General features: G+C 37.3%; 21 protein-coding genes. 20 read left to right on the top strand and 1 reads right to left on the bottom strand.

What is annotated here, in order from left to right; genetic code table 11:
- The first annotated feature begins 220 nt into the window (after positions 1-220).
- From ACFQ19_RS05520 to trxB, 12 genes are all read left to right on the top strand, one after another.
- Positions 221-598, top strand: a complete 378-nt coding sequence (locus ACFQ19_RS05520; protein ID WP_379591124.1) for a hypothetical protein — start codon at positions 221-223, stop codon at positions 596-598.
- Positions 555-1313 (top strand): hypothetical protein, encoded by a 759-nt coding sequence (locus ACFQ19_RS05515; protein WP_379591123.1) that lies wholly within the window; start codon positions 555-557, stop codon positions 1311-1313. The genes ACFQ19_RS05520 and ACFQ19_RS05515 overlap by 44 nt, the downstream gene beginning before the upstream one ends.
- A gap of 69 nt (positions 1314-1382) precedes the next feature.
- Positions 1383-1790 (top strand): hypothetical protein, encoded by a 408-nt coding sequence (locus ACFQ19_RS05510; RefSeq protein WP_379591122.1) that lies wholly within the window; start codon positions 1383-1385, stop codon positions 1788-1790.
- Between the two features lie 134 nt (positions 1791-1924).
- Positions 1925-2974: an IS1096 element passenger TnpR family protein gene (locus tag ACFQ19_RS05505; protein ID WP_379591121.1), complete on the top strand. Its 1050-nt coding sequence runs from the start codon at positions 1925-1927 to the stop codon at positions 2972-2974.
- Between the two features lie 137 nt (positions 2975-3111).
- Positions 3112-3546 carry a VOC family protein gene (locus ACFQ19_RS05500; protein WP_379591120.1) on the top strand — a complete coding sequence of 145 codons (435 nt, stop codon included), beginning with the start codon at positions 3112-3114 and terminating at the stop codon, positions 3544-3546.
- A gap of 13 nt (positions 3547-3559) precedes the next feature.
- Positions 3560-4066 carry an O-acetyl-ADP-ribose deacetylase gene (locus ACFQ19_RS05495; RefSeq protein ID WP_379591119.1) on the top strand — a complete coding sequence of 169 codons (507 nt, stop codon included), beginning with the start codon at positions 3560-3562 and terminating at the stop codon, positions 4064-4066.
- A 224-nt stretch (positions 4067-4290) separates the two neighbouring features.
- The gene (locus ACFQ19_RS05490; RefSeq protein WP_379591118.1) at positions 4291-4890 is read left to right on the top strand and encodes a class I SAM-dependent methyltransferase; all 600 of its coding nucleotides are present in this window, start codon (positions 4291-4293) and stop codon (positions 4888-4890) included.
- A gap of 73 nt (positions 4891-4963) precedes the next feature.
- Positions 4964-5224: a metal-sensitive transcriptional regulator gene (locus ACFQ19_RS05485; protein ID WP_379591117.1), complete on the top strand. Its 261-nt coding sequence runs from the start codon at positions 4964-4966 to the stop codon at positions 5222-5224.
- A 328-nt stretch (positions 5225-5552) separates the two neighbouring features.
- Complete coding sequence (locus ACFQ19_RS05480; RefSeq protein ID WP_379591116.1) at positions 5553-6329, top strand: sulfite exporter TauE/SafE family protein; 777 nt, start codon at positions 5553-5555, stop codon at positions 6327-6329.
- Between the two features lie 228 nt (positions 6330-6557).
- On the top strand, positions 6558-7625 hold the full coding sequence (locus ACFQ19_RS05475; RefSeq protein WP_379591115.1) for a DsrE/DsrF/DrsH-like family protein: 1068 nt from the start codon (positions 6558-6560) through the stop codon (positions 7623-7625).
- 20 nt (positions 7626-7645) lie between these two features.
- The gene (gene cstB / locus ACFQ19_RS05470) at positions 7646-8977 is read left to right on the top strand and encodes a persulfide dioxygenase-sulfurtransferase CstB (RefSeq protein ID WP_379591114.1); all 1332 of its coding nucleotides are present in this window, start codon (positions 7646-7648) and stop codon (positions 8975-8977) included.
- A 71-nt stretch (positions 8978-9048) separates the two neighbouring features.
- Positions 9049-10017, top strand: coding sequence for a thioredoxin-disulfide reductase (trxB, locus tag ACFQ19_RS05465; RefSeq protein WP_379591113.1), 969 nt, complete (start codon positions 9049-9051; stop codon positions 10015-10017).
- A gap of 156 nt (positions 10018-10173) precedes the next feature.
- Here the strand turns inward: trxB and ACFQ19_RS05460 are convergent, their stop codons facing one another.
- Entirely contained in the window at positions 10174-10728 is a 555-nt protein-coding gene (locus ACFQ19_RS05460) for a cysteine hydrolase family protein (RefSeq protein ID WP_379591112.1), read from the bottom strand.
- Positions 10729-10846: 118 nt separating this feature from the next.
- On the opposite strand from ACFQ19_RS05460, the gene ACFQ19_RS05455 reads away from it, so the two are divergent.
- The 8 genes from ACFQ19_RS05455 (at position 10847) to ACFQ19_RS05420 (ending at position 16538) form a co-directional block, all read left to right on the top strand.
- Positions 10847-11287, top strand: a complete 441-nt coding sequence (locus ACFQ19_RS05455) for an Lrp/AsnC family transcriptional regulator (RefSeq protein ID WP_379591111.1) — start codon at positions 10847-10849, stop codon at positions 11285-11287.
- A 188-nt stretch (positions 11288-11475) separates the two neighbouring features.
- Positions 11476-11802 carry a metal-sensing transcriptional repressor gene (locus ACFQ19_RS05450; protein WP_379591110.1) on the top strand — a complete coding sequence of 109 codons (327 nt, stop codon included), beginning with the start codon at positions 11476-11478 and terminating at the stop codon, positions 11800-11802.
- A gap of 70 nt (positions 11803-11872) precedes the next feature.
- Complete coding sequence (gene copZ, locus ACFQ19_RS05445; protein WP_379591109.1) at positions 11873-12079, top strand: copper chaperone CopZ; 207 nt, start codon at positions 11873-11875, stop codon at positions 12077-12079.
- A gap of 82 nt (positions 12080-12161) precedes the next feature.
- Positions 12162-12368 (top strand): copper chaperone CopZ, encoded by a 207-nt coding sequence (gene copZ / locus ACFQ19_RS05440; protein ID WP_379591108.1) that lies wholly within the window; start codon positions 12162-12164, stop codon positions 12366-12368.
- 82 nt (positions 12369-12450) lie between these two features.
- Positions 12451-14877, top strand: a complete 2427-nt coding sequence (locus ACFQ19_RS05435; RefSeq protein WP_379591107.1) for a heavy metal translocating P-type ATPase — start codon at positions 12451-12453, stop codon at positions 14875-14877.
- Between the two features lies 1 nt (position 14878).
- The gene (locus ACFQ19_RS05430; RefSeq protein WP_379591106.1) at positions 14879-15454 is read left to right on the top strand and encodes a YdhK family protein; all 576 of its coding nucleotides are present in this window, start codon (positions 14879-14881) and stop codon (positions 15452-15454) included.
- 100 nt (positions 15455-15554) lie between these two features.
- A complete protein-coding gene (locus ACFQ19_RS05425) occupies positions 15555-16223 on the top strand; it encodes a hypothetical protein (protein ID WP_379591105.1) in 669 nt (222 codons plus the stop codon).
- 36 nt (positions 16224-16259) lie between these two features.
- Positions 16260-16538 carry a glutaredoxin family protein gene (locus ACFQ19_RS05420; protein ID WP_379591104.1) on the top strand — a complete coding sequence of 93 codons (279 nt, stop codon included), beginning with the start codon at positions 16260-16262 and terminating at the stop codon, positions 16536-16538.
- Positions 16539-16574 lie beyond the last annotated feature (36 nt).

Here is a 16574-nt window from a genome sequence, read left to right as displayed (position 1 = left end):
TATCTATTGATAAGCGTTTTTTTGATAACAGTAGTTTTAAGAAAAAATGCTCGCTTTAAGAACAAAAGTTTGGTATAGTAATAAAAGCGAACGAATGTTCTTTTATGATTGGAGAGGATTTGCCAGTGGTTGTACGATGATGTGCAAATAAATTGTAACCGATTTATCTTTTATAAACTGCCTTTATGCAGGAATAAAAACATAAGAGGAGGAGAAAAGGATGGGTGTTTATATTTATATGGATATGTTGCCGTATGAAATTGGCCAGGAGGAATGGGAAGCAGTATATGAGGAATCACTGAAATTAATCCGGGCTTATCCGTTTTTAGGTCCTGGTGCAGACAAAGATACTTATGGTATACCTTGGTTATATGCTGCTCGCGCAGATGAAATGGAATTGGGTACCGATCAAAAAGGGTGGCGTGTATTTGGAGAGTATAAAACGATGCATGGGGCAGAATCTTTCATTCTTTTCCGGGATATCGAATACTACCGAGAACGAAATCCTCTGCCTGAAGGATGTCCCGATATTTTAGCTCGCTTGATGAATTGGTATGTATTTGACGGCCAGAAAGAACGTCAAATACCGGTTATTTGATGGTAAGACGCAAGGAACTCCATATCATAAGTATATATTAGCTATTGCCTGTCTGTTTGAAAGCAGGTTTCCGGAAAAAGTTCTTGTAAGAGGAGACATAACGATTGACCAGATGCATGATGCCATCGAATGGGCAAATACTATTTTGAACAAGCCTGTCCAATTGACAGAGCGGGCTGACAGCGAAAAATTACTGAAAAGAATTCGTAAAATAGCTTGGAACGAGTATGACGCCCTGACATTTTTTATGGATCTGAACATGCAGGGAGTAGACGTTGCTTTGGGAGAATTAGTGAGAAGAGAATTTAGTGATGATATAATAACAGCCTGCTTTACAGAAAAATTTAAAAAATCAGGTATGCGAACAGCTTATTTTGATATTTCATTAAGTCATTTTTTCAGTATGGGATTTTCTGTTGAAAAGGCATGTGAGATTTGTGTACTCAACCAGGATGGCTGTCAGCATAATGCGCAAGAATTTGCAGAAATGATATACACAAAGTTTGGAAAACTCATCATTCCTTCAGATGGTTTCCAGAAAAGTATGATTCAAAATCTGTCTCCGAAAGAAGTTGTGAATAAATTAGAGAATACATTAGGGGGACTGGTGGATTTAGAGACAATAAAGACATCCGTACAAAAAGAAGCAGATCGGGCAAAGGCAGAACAGGAAGAATCGGATCGAATTAAAGCAGAGAAAGAAGAATCAGATTAAAAAGAATCAAAACAAGAGGGTTCAGATAATGGTAATAAAGAATCCATTCAGGAACTTGTGTCTCAATTAATGGCAGAGTATAGAAAAGAAAGAGAAACGGGTGTTTCCAAGTACACCATCAGTGATATAGATTATTTGATTCTCTGGAAGCCGGGAGACACTCTGGATCCGGAAATAGAGGAACGCTTATGGAATTTAAAAGCGATTACCGCTGAGATAATAGAGAAACACAAGGACACATTGAATCAATTTAATAAAGAATCGGAATATGATAAAATGCAAAGGCTAATCCTTGCGAACCGTCATTTTCTAATACGAAAAGACTTTTGGGATTACTATATCGAAAATTTGAATGAACCAGACGTGATAAATAAAGTGCTCAGTGTTTTGTATGTGAAAGCAGACGAAATAAATATGAATAAGCTGTGCAAATCGGTGTTGAATAATAGAAGTTTATTGAAGCATTTCATACTATAGATAAACAGATTGCTCATGTATAAATTATCCTTGCGAGGTTGCATGTAATCTTGTTGGCATTAGAAATAATGTTTCATATAATAAAGTTAGTCATATGAAACTTGTACACAAGTAAGATTGGAGGAGGGAAAAAAGTGAAAAACAATAAGAACATGGCGAACGAAGAAATTGATCCTGTCCGTATGCATCTGGCATTAACAGATGATTACTTGTCGGATTTTGAAAAAAGAATGTTGAAAAGATATGGAGAGTCCTTAGATGGTAAATCTATATCAAGGGATATTCTTATTCCGTCTGACATGCCGCTGCACAATCTGCATTATGCGATCCAAAAATTATTTGGATGGCAGAATTCGCATCTACGCAAATTTCAGCTGCCGGAGTCTGTCTATCAAAAATTAACCGGTAATACGGTGAAAGGCTGGTCCGATTTAGTAGGTGATCTCTTTCAACCGCCTTCTGAAGCAGAGCATGATATTTTTTGGGATGAAGATTACAGAAGCGGAAGTATTAATACGTGGCTGAAGAAAAAGTATACAGGCCCTTATGTATATGGCGGAAATTTAGAGCATCCGGAAGCGGCAAAACAAGACATACAGCAGATGTTAGATCATTTTTCAATGATAGAGGTACAGGAATCAGTCAGGGACTATCTGGATCGGATGAAAGAGGATCCGGATGCCGAAAGGAAAATCTTGCGAAAAGCACCTTTAATTGATCTGACACTTGATGAAATGAATGCTACTCTTACAATGGAGGGCGGTACGGATAGTTTGTTGGAACGTTTAGAAGCAGATAAGCTGCTGGCTGCACAAAATGAACCAATGAATGATGAAACGCTGTTTCCGGTTACCAGAGAACTGTTTTATGAATATGATTTTGGAGATAGCTGGACGGTGACCATAACAAAACATGAGGATTGTGCCGATTTATTGCAACAAAATCTGATTAGTGAAGAGGAACTGGCGATAGCGGAGGCAGAAGTTTTGGATAAGCATAAGCCGGTATGCATTCATAAACAAGGAATTAACGTTTGTGATGATGTTGGCGGATTGAGCGGCTTTGCAGAATTTTTAGGAACGATTTATGAAGGAGAAGATAAATCGGAAGCATCAGAAGCGCGTGCATGGGCAAAGAGTCTTGGCTGGAACGTGCAAAAAATATCCAATAAAAAGATGTTATAATGATTGGTTTACAGCACAATTATAAGAAGGAATAATGGTTTGCAAACAAATCAAGAAATATTGTAACGTTTAACAAGGCATCATCTAAAAGGTACTCTTATAAAAGATGATACACCTATAAAAAAGGAGAGAGCTGAATGGTACAAGGAGTAGAATTTGATTTTGTAGTTAAAGACAGCAAAACAGCATTGGAACAATATAAATCCATTTTTGATGTAGAAGTGGTAGAGGAGACCAATTTTAAGGTTGGGAATAACGAAGCGGTATTTACTATTTATGGTACACGATTCCATATGCTTGATGAAAATCCGGAATATCAATTATTTGCACCAAAAGAAGGTCAAGCCCAATCCTTTTGGTTTAATGTAACGGTTCCAGATATCCAAGAAACATATGATAAAGCAATGGCTGCTAATGCAACGGAGATTCAGCCTGTCACAAGAATGGAAGAAATGGGTATTTCCAATGCAATGTTTTTAGATAGCTTTGGATATGTGTGGATGTTACATGAAGTGCATCGTGAGGTATCTTTTGAAGAACGGGTTGATATTTTAAGTAAAGATTTTGAATAGAGGTGAAGCTCGTATGCCATTTAAAATCATTCAAAACGATATAACAAAAGTCCAAACAGATGCCATCGTGAACCCTGCCAACTCCACATTGTTAGGAGGAGGCGGGGCTGATGGAGCCATTCACCGTGCGGCAGGACCTGAATTATATGAAGAATGCCGTACCCTCGGCGGTTGTGAAACAGGGCAGGCGAAAATAACAAAAGGTTATCAGTTACCTGCTAGTTATGTTATTCACACTGTTGGACCGGTTTGGCACGGTGGAAAAGAGAATGAAGAGAAACTGTTGGCAGATTGCTATCAAAATTCCCTTCATTTAGCGAAAGAATATCAATTGGAAAGCATTGCGTTTCCGCTAATCTCTGCTGGTGTTTATGGATACCCTCAGGAACAAGCGTTTAAAGTTGCTGTTTCCGTTATTCATGACTTTCTATCAAGCAATGAGATGAAGATTTATCTGATTGGGTTTGATGAGGAAACATTTAGCTCGATGAAGAAGTGGTATGCTTCTATTACGGACTGATGAGATATGAATGAGGTAATAAATAAAATAGGAGCGGGAGGCTTTCTCTAGTTATATAGATCTCTTTATAGTTTATCGCAGTATAACTGGCTGCGAGCCTCCCGCTCCAAACATAGAAAAACACAATTCTTTCAGGACATAATAATAAATAAAGTACTATAAGTTTAAATAATTTACATACCCATAGGGGTAGTGGTATATTGTTTAAAGAAAGGGTTGATTAGATGAATCATTGGGATAAGAAATTTAATACAAATGAATATGTGTATGGCAAAGCACCAAACGAATTTTTGAAAGAAATGCATAATAAACATCATTTTTCAGGTGAAGCTTTGGCAATTGCTGAAGGAGAAGGGCGCAATGCGGTATTTTTAGCTGAAGAAGGTTTAGATGTCACGGCATGGGATTCCTCTAAAGAAGGAATCAAAAAGATGCAAAATCTCGCCGATGAACGAAAGGTACATGTTGATACGGAGAATATTGACTTAAACCAAGCTGACTGGGCTGAAAATAAATGGGATGAAGTGGTTTGTATATATGGACACTTCCATTCAGAATTACGTCATAACGTATTAGAAAATGTGAAGCGTTCTATCAAACCTGGCGGCTATTATGTCTCTGAAGTTTATTCAATGTATCAGATTCCATATCAAAGCGGCGGACCGCAAGACGAAGACATGTTATATACACCTCAAGAAATATTAGAAGCCTTTAGGGATTGGAAAATCATTCATTTCTTTATGGGTGAAGTCGAGCGTAATGAAGGAAAATTTCACAGCGGGACTGGACATATTATTCAAATTGTTGCTCAAAAACCAGCTTAAATTGCAATGTTGATTACTTACTTGCAAGGGTATATGGTTTTATATAAATCAATTCGTAAGAGAGGGATATATGATGGAATATAATGATCAAATGAAAAATCGAATTAAACGTATAGAAGGACAGCTTCGAGGCGTTTTGAAAATGATGGAAGAAGGACAAGACTGTCGCGATGTTGTTTCGCAGCTATCTGCTTCACGTACTGCTATTGATCGTACAATGGGTGTGATTGTCAGTTCAAACCTGGCAGAGTGTGTACAAAAAGCCGTAGAAGAGGGAGAAGATACAACAGATTATGTTGAACAGGCAGTGAACTTATTAGTGAAGAGCCGCTAAGATAGACCTGCTTTTCAGTCTATCTTAGAATATATTAAACCAATCACAGATACGGATATAAATTAATGGGCAAAGCTGTATAGTTGGTATGCCATTTTGAAAAGAAAGGACTTTTTACAGTTCGAAATCATTCAGAATGCAAAGAAGAAAAAATAGCCGGTTCGCGTTATATTATGGCAGGCACACTTGTTGATCAAATCGGAGAATCACCTGAAGAAATACGTATTCCATGCTATGTCGTTACAGTGCTCGTTCAGTAACTGCATAGCTATTGCGTTTTACGGAGGAGATAGAAAGAAATAAGTATCGATTGGAAACAGGTGATTAAATGGAATTAGATTTTATGATTGTATTATTTTTAATTGGACTTTTTGCATCGTTTGTATCAGGGATGTTAGGTGTTGGCGGTTCTATTATTAATTATCCACTTTTGTTATATATCCCAGTGCTGCTTGGAGTAGGCTCATTATCTTCATCAGAAGTTGCCGGCATTTTAGCTGTTCAAGTTTTCTTTGCAACAATTGGCGGTATGTGGGCATACAAAAATGATGGATATCTAAATAAATCTTTAATATTAACAATGGGGATTTCTGTTTTAATTGGAAGTTTTCTAGGCGGATTTGGTTCTGATTCGTTATCAGACAGTAACATTAATGTGATATATGGTATTTTAGCAACCATTGCTGCGATTATGATGTTTGTACCGAAAAAACAGGTAGATGAACAAGAGAACAGAGAAGTGACATTTAACTATTTAACTGCTATTATATCAGCATTTATTGTTGGAATAGGAGCAGGAATTGTTGGTGCTGCTGGCGCATTTTTACTTGTTCCGATTATGCTTGTCATATTAAAGATACCTACAAGAGTAACCATTGCTTCTTCTTTAGCAATTACTTTTCTATCTTCCATTGGTTCAGCTGCAGGAAAAATAATCACTGGTCAAGTATTATACGGACCAGCAGCTGTCATAATAATTGCCAGCTTACTTGCTGCTCCAATTGGTGCAAATACGGGCAAAAGAATGAATACCAAAATATTACGGACAATATTAGCGCTTTTAATATTTGCCACCGCCATAAAAATTTGGATAGATATTATTTGAGAGTATGAACCTTTACAATTTGTAGACGAATTAATAATTAAGAGAGAGTCAGGATGAGTTAAAGTCATAATAATATATACATTAACCTTCCATCATCTTTATAACGTCATTTAGATTGTTTAGTTAATATTAGAGTAATTTTCCAATTTGTTTGATACCCCACCAGGTATTTGACAAATGATTCTTTATCATTTATTATACCCCCACAGGTATAAAGAGGAGGCTGTTATGGCAACTTATCAAACAAAACATATGAATGATTTTTCAAAAAAAGAGCTCGAGGAGTTAGGTGAAAAAGGGCAATTAGTAGATGTACGTGAATCCTCGGAGTATGATGAAGGGCATATTCAGCATGCGTATAATTTTCCTTTATCAACAATGGAGAATAAGTATCCTGAAAATGATAAGACATATTATATTCATTGCAAATCTGGTGTCAGAAGCCAAAAGGCAAGTCACTTTTTAGCAGACAAAGGTTTTGATATTATCAATTTAGATGGTGGTTATACGGCTTTTGCTGAAAAGCATCTCTCGCTTGCTGACGAAAAGAAAGAATTAAACATTCAAGCTAATCGTAATGTTGTTAATTATAGCGGTATGCAATGCCCAGGACCCATTGTGAGTTTAAATGCAGAAGTTCAAAAAATGGATGCAGGGAAACAAATAGAGGTTAAAGTTACTGATTTTGGGTTTCACAGTGATGTAAGAAGCTGGGCAGCCCAAACGGGACATTCCATTGTTGATTTAGAAAAGAACCATGAGTATATTAAAGCAATTATTCAAAAAGAAGATCAAGTTAATAAAGAGATGGAAATAACAGAAACTGCGGATAATACAACAATTGTATTATTCAGTGGAGAGCTGGATAAGGCACTGGCAGCATTGATCATTGCTAATGGAGCTAGAGCAGCGGGAAGAGAGGTAACCATCTTCTTCACTTTCTGGGGGTTAAATGCACTAAAGCTTAACAATAAAGCAAAAGTGAAAAAGCGAGGGATGGAAAAATTATTTGATTTATTTTTACCTCGTACGCCTGTTAACATGCCTATATCGAAAATGAATATGTTTGGTTTAGGTAATCGAATGATGCGTTTTATTATGAAGCGGAAAAATGTTGATAGCCTGCCGGCATTGATAGAGAAAGCAATGGAACAGGATATTAAACTGATTGCTTGTACTATGAGTATGGATGTCATGGGAATCAAAAAAGAAGAATTACGCTCAGAAGTTGAATTTGCCGGGGTAGGTACGTATATCGGAGAAACAGAAAAAGCAAAGCATAATCTATTTATTTAAAACAAAGGAGAGGAATTGTTATGTTTTTTAAACAATTTTATGATCAGCACTTATCACAAAGCTCCTATTTAGTCGGATGTCAGCGTACAGGTGAAGCAATTGTTATTGATCCAAAGCGCGATATTCGTGATTATATTGAAGTCGCAGAAGCGGAAGGTTTAACAATTACCCATGCGGCAGAAACGCATATCCATGCAGACTTTGCTTCAGGTATCCGTGATATTGCGGCAAAATTAAATGTGAATGTTTATGTGTCTGGTGAAGGGGATGAGACATTAGGCTATAAAAATATGCCGGATGGTACGATATTTGTTAAGAATAATGATGACATTCATGTTGGCAATGTTACTTTAAAAGTTATTTATACACCTGGACATACCCCAGAGAGTATTAGTTTCCTGCTTATAGACAAAGGAGGTGGCTCTTCTGTACCAATGGGGCTATTCTCAGGAGACTTCTTGTTTGTTGGGGATGTAGGACGTCCGGACTTATTAGAAAAAACGGTACAAGTAAGTGATTCCACAGAAGATAGCGCAAAAAAGATGTATCAATCCATTCAAGAAATAAAAGCTTTACCTGATTATATTCAAATTTGGCCGGGACATGGAGCTGGAAGTCCTTGCGGGAAATCACTTGGTGCAGTTCCAACATCGACATTAGGTTATGAAAAAATAAACAATTGGGCATTTCAAGCGCCAGATGAGGCGACTTTTACTACAGAATTAACAACAGACCAGCCGGAGCCGCCGCATCATTTTGCCCAAATGAAAAAAATAAATCAGTATGGCAATGAATACTTCAAACCATACATTGTATACCCAGCGGGGGATAAATCATTACAAACATTTGATGTACGCACGCGAAATGCATATCATGGCGGACATCGACATGGTACCGTTAATATCCCGTTTGATAAAAACTTTATCAATCAAATCGGCTGGTATCTGGATTATGAACAGCCTATTAATCTTGTAGGTGATAACCAAACAGTTCAAGACGCTGCGTATGTTTTACAATTAATTGGTTTTGATCTTGTTCAAGGATATGTGAAACCGAAAGATGAAGTTATTTCTCAGCATGTGCACAGTAAAGATATCACAGGTAAAGAGAAAAACGTGCTGGATGTCCGCAACGATAGTGAATGGAATCAAGGTCATTTAGAACAAGCTGTGCATATACCGCATGGGAAACTGTTAGGAACAGAAGTCCCTTTTGATACAAATGAACCCTTATTCGTTCATTGTCAATCAGGAGTTAGAAGTTCCATAGCAGTCGGACTGTTAGAGAAAAAAGGCTTTAAAAATATTATCAATATAAAAGAAGGATATAAAGATATTGGGAAGGATGTATAGGAATAAATAAAATTGTCTTCACTAAAATCTATTGTTACCCGAAGAAACATAATAACAAGGGAGGAATTTAAATGTCTGAAACAAAAATGTATGATGTTATAATTGCCGGTGCAGGACCTGCGGGGATGACGGCAGCTATTTATGCGTCTCGTGCAAACTTAGACACCTTGATGCTGGAACGCGGAATTCCTGGTGGACAGATGGCCAATACAGAGGATGTAGAAAACTATCCTGGATACGAGCATATTCTCGGACCGGATTTATCGAATAAAATGTTTGACCATACAAAGAAATTCGGAGCGGCGTATGCGTACGGGGATATTAAATCCATCGAGGATCATGGTAATTATAAAGTCATCCATGCCGGAAAAAAAGAATATCACACCAAAGCTTTGATTCTTGCTATCGGCGCACAATATAAAAAGATTGGCGTTCCTGGCGAGGAAGAACTTGGCGGGCGCGGTGTATCTTATTGTGCAGTATGTGATGGTGCATTCTTTAAAGAAAAAGACATCGCTGTTATCGGTGGAGGAGACTCTGCAATTGAAGAAGGTGTTTATTTGACCCGCTTTGCAAATAAAGTTACTGTTATCCATCGACGCGATCAGCTTCGCGCTCAAAAAATCTTGCAACAGCGTGCATTTGACAATGATAAAATGAACTTTATTTGGGATACTGTTCCAGAAAAATTTAATGAAACAGATGGAAAAGTAAGCAGTATCACCTTAAAAAATACAAAATCTAATGAAGTCTATGACTTTGATACAAATGGGATATTTATTTATATTGGGATGCTTCCATTAAATGATCCATTCACAGATTTGGGTATTACGGATGATACAGGATATATTCTTACAAACGAAAAAATGGAAACGGAAATCCCAGGAATCTTTGCTGCCGGTGATATACGAGCAAAAGACCTCCGTCAAATTGTAACAGCGACCGGGGATGGAAGTATAGCAGCTGAAACAGCCATAAAATATGTAGAAAATCTTGCTGAGGAATTTCATACTGCTGAAAAATCAGTTGTAAATGTTTAATTATTTAAAAGTAATAAGTACCCCTGGATTGTATAATGAGACTTAACAAGCCCGGTTGGATTTTATATTCAACCGGGCTTGCTTGGGTTATAAAATGAGGGTATTCCTTAAAAATCATTTTATCGTTCCTGCATTCGCTTTGCATTTAAAACAAGTTTAATTTTTAGTAGCCAGAAAATTCTCCGTAGAATCTATAGCAGCATACATACCATGAAGCGCTCCGACAAAAGCATAATGCACTTGTTCAGCTGGCACTGTTTTTCCATTATAGGCTACCTCTCTAGTAGCACATGCATCTTCAATAAGCGTTGTTTCATAACCTAAATCCACTGCAGCTCGTACGGTAGCGTCGATACACATATGCGTCATCATACCTGCAACAACTATGTTGGTTATGCCTTTTTCTTTTAATTTGCTTTCTAATTCTGTATTTAAAAAGCTGTTCGGAAAATGCTTTGTAATCACACTCTCGTTCTCTAATGGAAGAACAGCATCATTTATATTAGCTCCTTCTGTATCGGGAAGAAAGAAACCTAATGATGGATCGCTGGCAATATGCTGAATATGAAAAATATTATCTTTATGATGCTGTCTAAACCATTCCAGTACCTTAGCGGCGTTAGCAGCTCCTTTGTCAGTGTTTACTAGTTCCATATTTCCGTTCGGAAAATAGTCGTTTTGAATATCTACAATAATTAAAGCTGTACTCATTCATATCACCTCATTAAAATATTTGTTATTATATAATAATAAAGGATATCTCGATTTTTATCGATACTTTGCTGAAACACTTTTAAAGCAAATTATTTCACAGTGAAAGGAAAAGATTATGGAACTTGATAATATTGATTTTCAAATACTTCAGTTGTTGTCTGAAAATTCGCGTATACAGTGGAAAGACATAGGAAAACAGATTCATATGACGGGACAAGCAGTAGGGAACCGTATTAAAAGGCTGGAAGATAATGGCGTAATTAAAACGTATTCGATTATCGTAGACGAAATGAAATTAGGGCTTTCTTATACAGCATTTGTCATTATTTATATGAAAACAACAGATCATCATTCGTTTGTAGATTTTACTGTTAATCAAAAAGAAATCGTTGAAGTTCATCGTATATCAGGAGAAGGTTGTTATCATTTAAAAGTAAAAGTTAGCTCTCAAGAACAGCTGAACCTTGTTCTTAATAAAATTCTTGATTACGGAAATTATAAGTTGTATTTATCCATAAAAGAAACAAAACAGCATAATTCATTAAGTGCAACCTGATTTATTTAACGATAGAGTGTTAATAACAAGGTTATTCGTATATCAAAGGAAGATTGCTTATCGGAATAACTTAACTGAAATATATTAAAATACATTAATATATAAAATAAATTTGACATACCTTGTAGGGGTATAGTATAGTGAGGATAGATAAAAAATATATTCCTTATTTTGAGAGGAGAATATCTATGGAGAAAGCAATCGAAAATACCCCAGTATGCTGTGCTGAGGAAAATGAATCAGATTTGCATATGCCGGATGATCTTCAAAAACAGCTGATGAACCGTATGAGCCGAATTGAAGGTCAAGTCAAAGGTGTTAAACGGATGATTGGTAAAAATGAATATTGTGATGATATATTAACTCAAATGTCTGCTGTGCAATCTGCATTACATTCTGTATCGCGATTGCTCCTGGAAAGTCATATTAATACGTGTGTCATTGATAAATTGGAGAAAAATGATCCGGAAATTGTTTCTGAGTTTATGACAACTATCTCAAAGCTAATGAAATAATTTTATACTTGACAATACCTAACTAGGGTATGGTAATATTTGAGTGTAATAAAAATTAGGAGGCAATAAAATGGCAAATAAAACATTAAGCGTACAAGGGATGTCTTGCGGACATTGTGTTCAATCCATCGAAGGAAACGTAGGGGAATTAAATGGTGTAGAATCCGTAAAAGTCCATCTGCAGGATGGAAAAGTCGATGTTTCTTTTGATGAAGAAAAAGTCAACTTGAAAGATATCACAGAAATTATTGAAGAACAGGGTTATGATGTAGCCTAATTACAGAAAAATTCTTTTGTTTGATAATACGTATTATGGGTATTATAAAGAAAAGAAAGATTAAAATCAGGAGGTAATGAAAATGACAAGTAAAACATTAGACGTACAAGGAATGTCTTGCGGACATTGCGTTCAAACTATTGAAGGAAACGTAGGAGAATTGAATGGAGTAACATCCGTCAAAGTACATTTAGACAATGGAAAAGTAGATGTCTCTTTCGATGAAGGTAAGATAGACTTAAAGAAAATTACAGAAGTCATTGAAGATCAAGGCTATGATGTTGCTTAAGATGGACGATCGTGCTTTCAGGAGCACGATCCCCTTTTTAAAATTTATATACCCCTATAAGGTATGGTGAGAGGTGAAAACAATGGAAGCACAAAAGGAAGTAAACCTACAGATTCAAGGTATGACCTGTGCTGCATGTGCCAATAGAATTGAAAAGGGTCTTAATAAAATAAATGGCGTGGATAGTGCAAATGTCAACTTTGCGATAGAAAAAACAAAGGTTGTTTATGATCCTGAAAAAACAAATGTACAGGATTTTGAAGATAAAATTGAGAAATTAGGTTATCACGTGGCGCATGATAAACAAACATTCGATATTTCGGGTATGACCTGTGCTGCATGTGCCAATAAAATTGAAAAACGATTAAATAAAATGGAAGGTGTTTCTAACGCTACCGTTAATTTTGCTTTAGAAAACGTGGCAGTAGATTATGATCAAGATCAAGTTACTGCGGGCGATATGATGGAAGCTGTAAAGAAATTAGGATATAGCCTAAAAGTCCAAACATCTAAAGAAGAAACAGCTAATAATAAAGAAGAAGAAATTCGCCATCAAACAGGGAAATTTATTTTTTCAGCCATTTTAACCTTTCCTTTATTATGGACGATGGTGACACACTTTGAATTTACGTCATTTATCTATTCGCCGGATATGTTAATGAATCCATGGGTACAACTAGCATTAGCGGCACCTGTACAGTTTATTGTTGGTGCACAATTTTATAGAGGAGCATATAAGGCATTAAAAAATGGCAGTGCTAATATGGATGTTCTCGTCGCATTAGGTACATCAGTAGCCTTCTTATATAGTATTTTCCTTGGCTACGAGTGGCAGGTGCAAGGTCAAGTTGGAATGCCGGAACTTTATTTTGAAGCTGCGGCAGTAATTATCACGTTAATCGTTCTTGGAAAACTGTTTGAAGTTCGTGCCAAAGGAAGAACAAGTCAGGCGATACAGAAATTGCTTGGCATGCAGGCAAAAACAGCGCGTGTTATACGGAATGGAGAAGAACAAGAAATTGCCATTGAAGAAGTGATTGTTGGCGATACCATCATGGTACGTCCTGGTGAGAAAATTCCTGTGGACGGTCAAATCGTAAAAGGGGAATCAGCAGTTGACGAATCTATGATTACCGGAGAAAGTATCCCTGTTGATAAGAAGACGGGTGATGCAGCTATTGGTACAACGATCAATAAAAATGGATTATTAACCGTTGAAGCAACGAAAGTTGGAAAGGATACGGCTATTTCTCAAATTGTGAAGGTTGTTGAGGAAGCGCAAGGTAGTAAAGCAGATATTCAGCGTGTAGCTGACCGTGTATCTGGTGTATTTGTCCCAGTCGTTGTAGGAATAGCACTTGCAACTGCTCTTGTATGGTATTTCTTTGTCGCACCAGGCGATTTACGAGCTTCACTTGTTCCATTAATTTCAATATTGGTCATTGCTTGTCCATGTGCACTTGGTTTAGCGACACCGACATCTATTATGGCAGGTTCAGGAAGATCTGCGGAATATGGTGTTTTGTTTAAAGGTGGAGAGTATTTAGAGAGTACTCGTACGTTGAATACGATTGTTTTAGATAAGACTGGAACAGTAACAAAAGGGGAACCTGAATTAACAGACGTTTTCCCGGAACAAGGTTTTTCAGAGGAAGAAGTGCTAACCTTAGTAGCTTCAGCTGAAAATAGTTCAGAACACCCGCTTGCAGAGGCCATTGTAAAAGGGGCGAAAGAAAAAGGAATTGCCGTAAAAGAACCTGATTCATTTGAAGCAATACCAGGATACGGTATTCAGGCTGCTGTCGATGGAAAAATGATTTTTGTCGGTACAAGAAAACTGATGAATCGAGAAAATATCGATATTTCTAGGGTAGAAGATAATATGGCAAATCTTGAATCCGATGGAAAAACAGCGATGTTAATTGGTTTAGAAAATCAGTTAGCGGGTGTTATTGCAGTGGCAGATACCGTAAAAGAGAATTCTCAATCAGCTATCCAGAGAATGCATGATTTAGGATTAGAAGTCATTATGCTGACTGGAGATAACCAGCGGACCGCCGATGCAATCGGGAAACAAGTAGGAATTGACCGTGTGATTGCAGAAGTCGTTCCTGAGCAAAAAGCCGATGAAGTTAAAAATCTTCAGCAGGAAGGAAAAAAAGTTGCCATGGTTGGTGACGGTGTCAATGATGCACCAGCATTAGCTGTAGCAGATATAGGCATGGCGATTGGTACTGGAACAGATGTAGCGATTGAAGCAGCAGATATTACGCTTATGCGTGGAGACTTGAATAGTGTTGCAGATAGTGTCTATCTAAGCTCTAGAACAATGCGTAATATCAAACAAAATCTGTTCTTTGCTTTCTTCTATAACACGGCCGCTATTCCAGTTGCCGCTATTGGCTTGCTTGCTCCATGGGTTGCCGGTGCAGCGATGGCAATGAGTTCTGTGTCTGTTGTATTAAACGCCTTACGCTTACAAAAACTGAAGTTAAAAGGAGGCCAATAATATGTCTATTAAGAAATGGGTTTCCTTAGGGATTATCTATGTAGTAGTTGTTTTCGCAGCGTTTACCATTGTTACTGGGCAAAATCCGTTTGCAAGCGGAGAGATGGAACACGATGAACACGAAGGAATGGACCATTCAGCTGAAGAAATGTCCAGTTCTGGAGAAGTACCTCCAGAACTGGAGGTATCAGAAAATCCGACGTATGAAATCGGCAGTGAAGCAGTAATCAATGCCGATCATATGCCGGGAATGGATGGTGCTGCAGCAGAAATTTCTGGTGCATTTGATACAACTGTCTATACTGTTTCTTATACGACAGAGAATGGAGAGGAAATCAGCGACCATAAGTGGGTTATCCATGAAGAATTGGAAAATCCAGATGCTGCTCCACTAGAATCTGGTACGGATGTTGTATTGAATGCGGACCATATGGAAGGAATGGACGGGGCGAATGCAAAAATCGATTCGGCAAAGGAGACCACTGTCTATATGGTTGATTTTGAAACTACAGATACTGGAGAAGAAGTTCAGTACCATAAATGGGTAACGGAAGACGAGTTATCACCGGCAGATTAAAAGTTAACCTCTTTTTATGAAAATTCTTCTCATAGAATATGTCGAAGTAAACGGGAATGCAGTGAATTATCATATGAAAAAATCAAAGGAGGAAGCGAGAATGGATCATAGTCATCACCACCATAATCATTCAGGTGAATCAGAGGTAAATGTAACAGTAACGTATAAGGATGGAAAAATATCTATCGCCTTAGAAGATAAGGCCGGAAAAGCGCCCGAACTAGCTTTAGCACATGAAAAAGAAATGCATTTTATGATGGTATCGAATGATTTGGAACAATATTATCATTTGCATCCGGGAAAAGAGCAGGAAGGACTTTATACCATTAACCAGCCTTTAAAGGATGGAACCTACAAAGCGTTTGTTGATATTACGCCAAAGGAAAAAGCATATCAGGTAGCTCCAAAAACGATTCAGGTAGGAACGCATGAAACAGGTAAAGCTGTTTTGAATCCTAACGATGATTGGACCAAAGAAGTGGATGGAAAGACCGTTACGTTAGAGGATGTCAAAGCAGAGGCTGGCAAAGCAGTTCCTTTAGATTTTAATATGCATGGTGAAACTCCTGAACCGCATTTAGGTGCTTTAGGTCACGTGGTTATTGTAGATGAAGCTGCAGAGCAGTATATTCATGTTCATCCAGATTCGGATGACACAACCACATTCCATGCCCATTTTCCGAAGCAAGGAATGTATAAAATTTGGGCAGAATTTCAATTTGGTGAGAAGGTACACACTTATTCATTCATCATTGAAGTAAGTAAATAAGTGATGTCATAATATCCGGAGGAGGTAAGTTTACAAATGGCAGCATATCATTTGGAAATCTATACAAGACCAACTTGCTCGGATTGTCAGGACTTGAAAAACTTCTTAGAAGAACATCAAATCCCGCATACACAATATGATTTAGCAAAACAGCCAGAAAAAGAGGAAGCATTGAAAAAGATTACAGGAAATAGAATCGTTCCCGGAATCATTTTTTCTCGATCTTCTATGTTAGGTTTAAAGAAAAAATTTAAAAGTATGACCGGATTTGAGCAAAATAAAGAAGAAATCAAGAAGCTGTTAGAAGTCAGTTAAGAAAAAGAAATGGATTCCATAAAGAGAATTGATGAA

Source organism: Oceanobacillus locisalsi (assembly GCF_042675985.1).
GTDB classification, from domain to species: Bacteria; Bacillota; Bacilli; order Bacillales; family Amphibacillaceae; genus Oceanobacillus; species Oceanobacillus locisalsi.
Note: the sequence above shows the minus strand (reverse complement) of the source record. Positions and strands in the feature narration are given on the sequence as shown.

Bases quoted from the DNA above. Each gene is read 5' to 3' on its own strand.
- ACFQ19_RS05510 (WP_379591122.1), top strand. From the start codon at position 1,383: ATGGCAGAGTATAGAAAAGAAAGAGAAACGGGTGTTTCCAAGTACACC.
- trxB (WP_379591113.1), top strand. From the start codon at position 9,049: ATGTCTGAAACAAAAATGTATGATGTTATAATTGCCGGTGCAGGACCT.
- ACFQ19_RS05520 (WP_379591124.1), top strand. From the start codon at position 221: ATGGGTGTTTATATTTATATGGATATGTTGCCGTATGAAATTGGCCAG.
- ACFQ19_RS05490 (WP_379591118.1), top strand. From the start codon at position 4,291: ATGAATCATTGGGATAAGAAATTTAATACAAATGAATATGTGTATGGC.
- cstB (WP_379591114.1), top strand. From the start codon at position 7,646: ATGTTTTTTAAACAATTTTATGATCAGCACTTATCACAAAGCTCCTAT.
- ACFQ19_RS05475 (WP_379591115.1), top strand. From the start codon at position 6,558: ATGGCAACTTATCAAACAAAACATATGAATGATTTTTCAAAAAAAGAG.
- ACFQ19_RS05515 (WP_379591123.1), top strand. From the start codon at position 555: ATGTATTTGACGGCCAGAAAGAACGTCAAATACCGGTTATTTGATGGT.
- ACFQ19_RS05460 (WP_379591112.1), bottom strand. From the start codon at position 10,728: ATGAGTACAGCTTTAATTATTGTAGATATTCAAAACGACTATTTTCCG.
- copZ (WP_379591109.1), top strand. From the start codon at position 11,873: ATGGCAAATAAAACATTAAGCGTACAAGGGATGTCTTGCGGACATTGT.
- ACFQ19_RS05495 (WP_379591119.1), top strand. From the start codon at position 3,560: ATGCCATTTAAAATCATTCAAAACGATATAACAAAAGTCCAAACAGAT.
- ACFQ19_RS05425 (WP_379591105.1), top strand. From the start codon at position 15,555: ATGGATCATAGTCATCACCACCATAATCATTCAGGTGAATCAGAGGTA.
- ACFQ19_RS05500 (WP_379591120.1), top strand. From the start codon at position 3,112: ATGGTACAAGGAGTAGAATTTGATTTTGTAGTTAAAGACAGCAAAACA.
- ACFQ19_RS05455 (WP_379591111.1), top strand. From the start codon at position 10,847: ATGGAACTTGATAATATTGATTTTCAAATACTTCAGTTGTTGTCTGAA.
- ACFQ19_RS05485 (WP_379591117.1), top strand. From the start codon at position 4,964: ATGGAATATAATGATCAAATGAAAAATCGAATTAAACGTATAGAAGGA.
- ACFQ19_RS05480 (WP_379591116.1), top strand. From the start codon at position 5,553: ATGGAATTAGATTTTATGATTGTATTATTTTTAATTGGACTTTTTGCA.
- copZ (WP_379591108.1), top strand. From the start codon at position 12,162: ATGACAAGTAAAACATTAGACGTACAAGGAATGTCTTGCGGACATTGC.
- ACFQ19_RS05430 (WP_379591106.1), top strand. From the start codon at position 14,879: ATGTCTATTAAGAAATGGGTTTCCTTAGGGATTATCTATGTAGTAGTT.
- ACFQ19_RS05420 (WP_379591104.1), top strand. From the start codon at position 16,260: ATGGCAGCATATCATTTGGAAATCTATACAAGACCAACTTGCTCGGAT.
- ACFQ19_RS05435 (WP_379591107.1), top strand. From the start codon at position 12,451: ATGGAAGCACAAAAGGAAGTAAACCTACAGATTCAAGGTATGACCTGT.
- ACFQ19_RS05450 (WP_379591110.1), top strand. From the start codon at position 11,476: ATGGAGAAAGCAATCGAAAATACCCCAGTATGCTGTGCTGAGGAAAAT.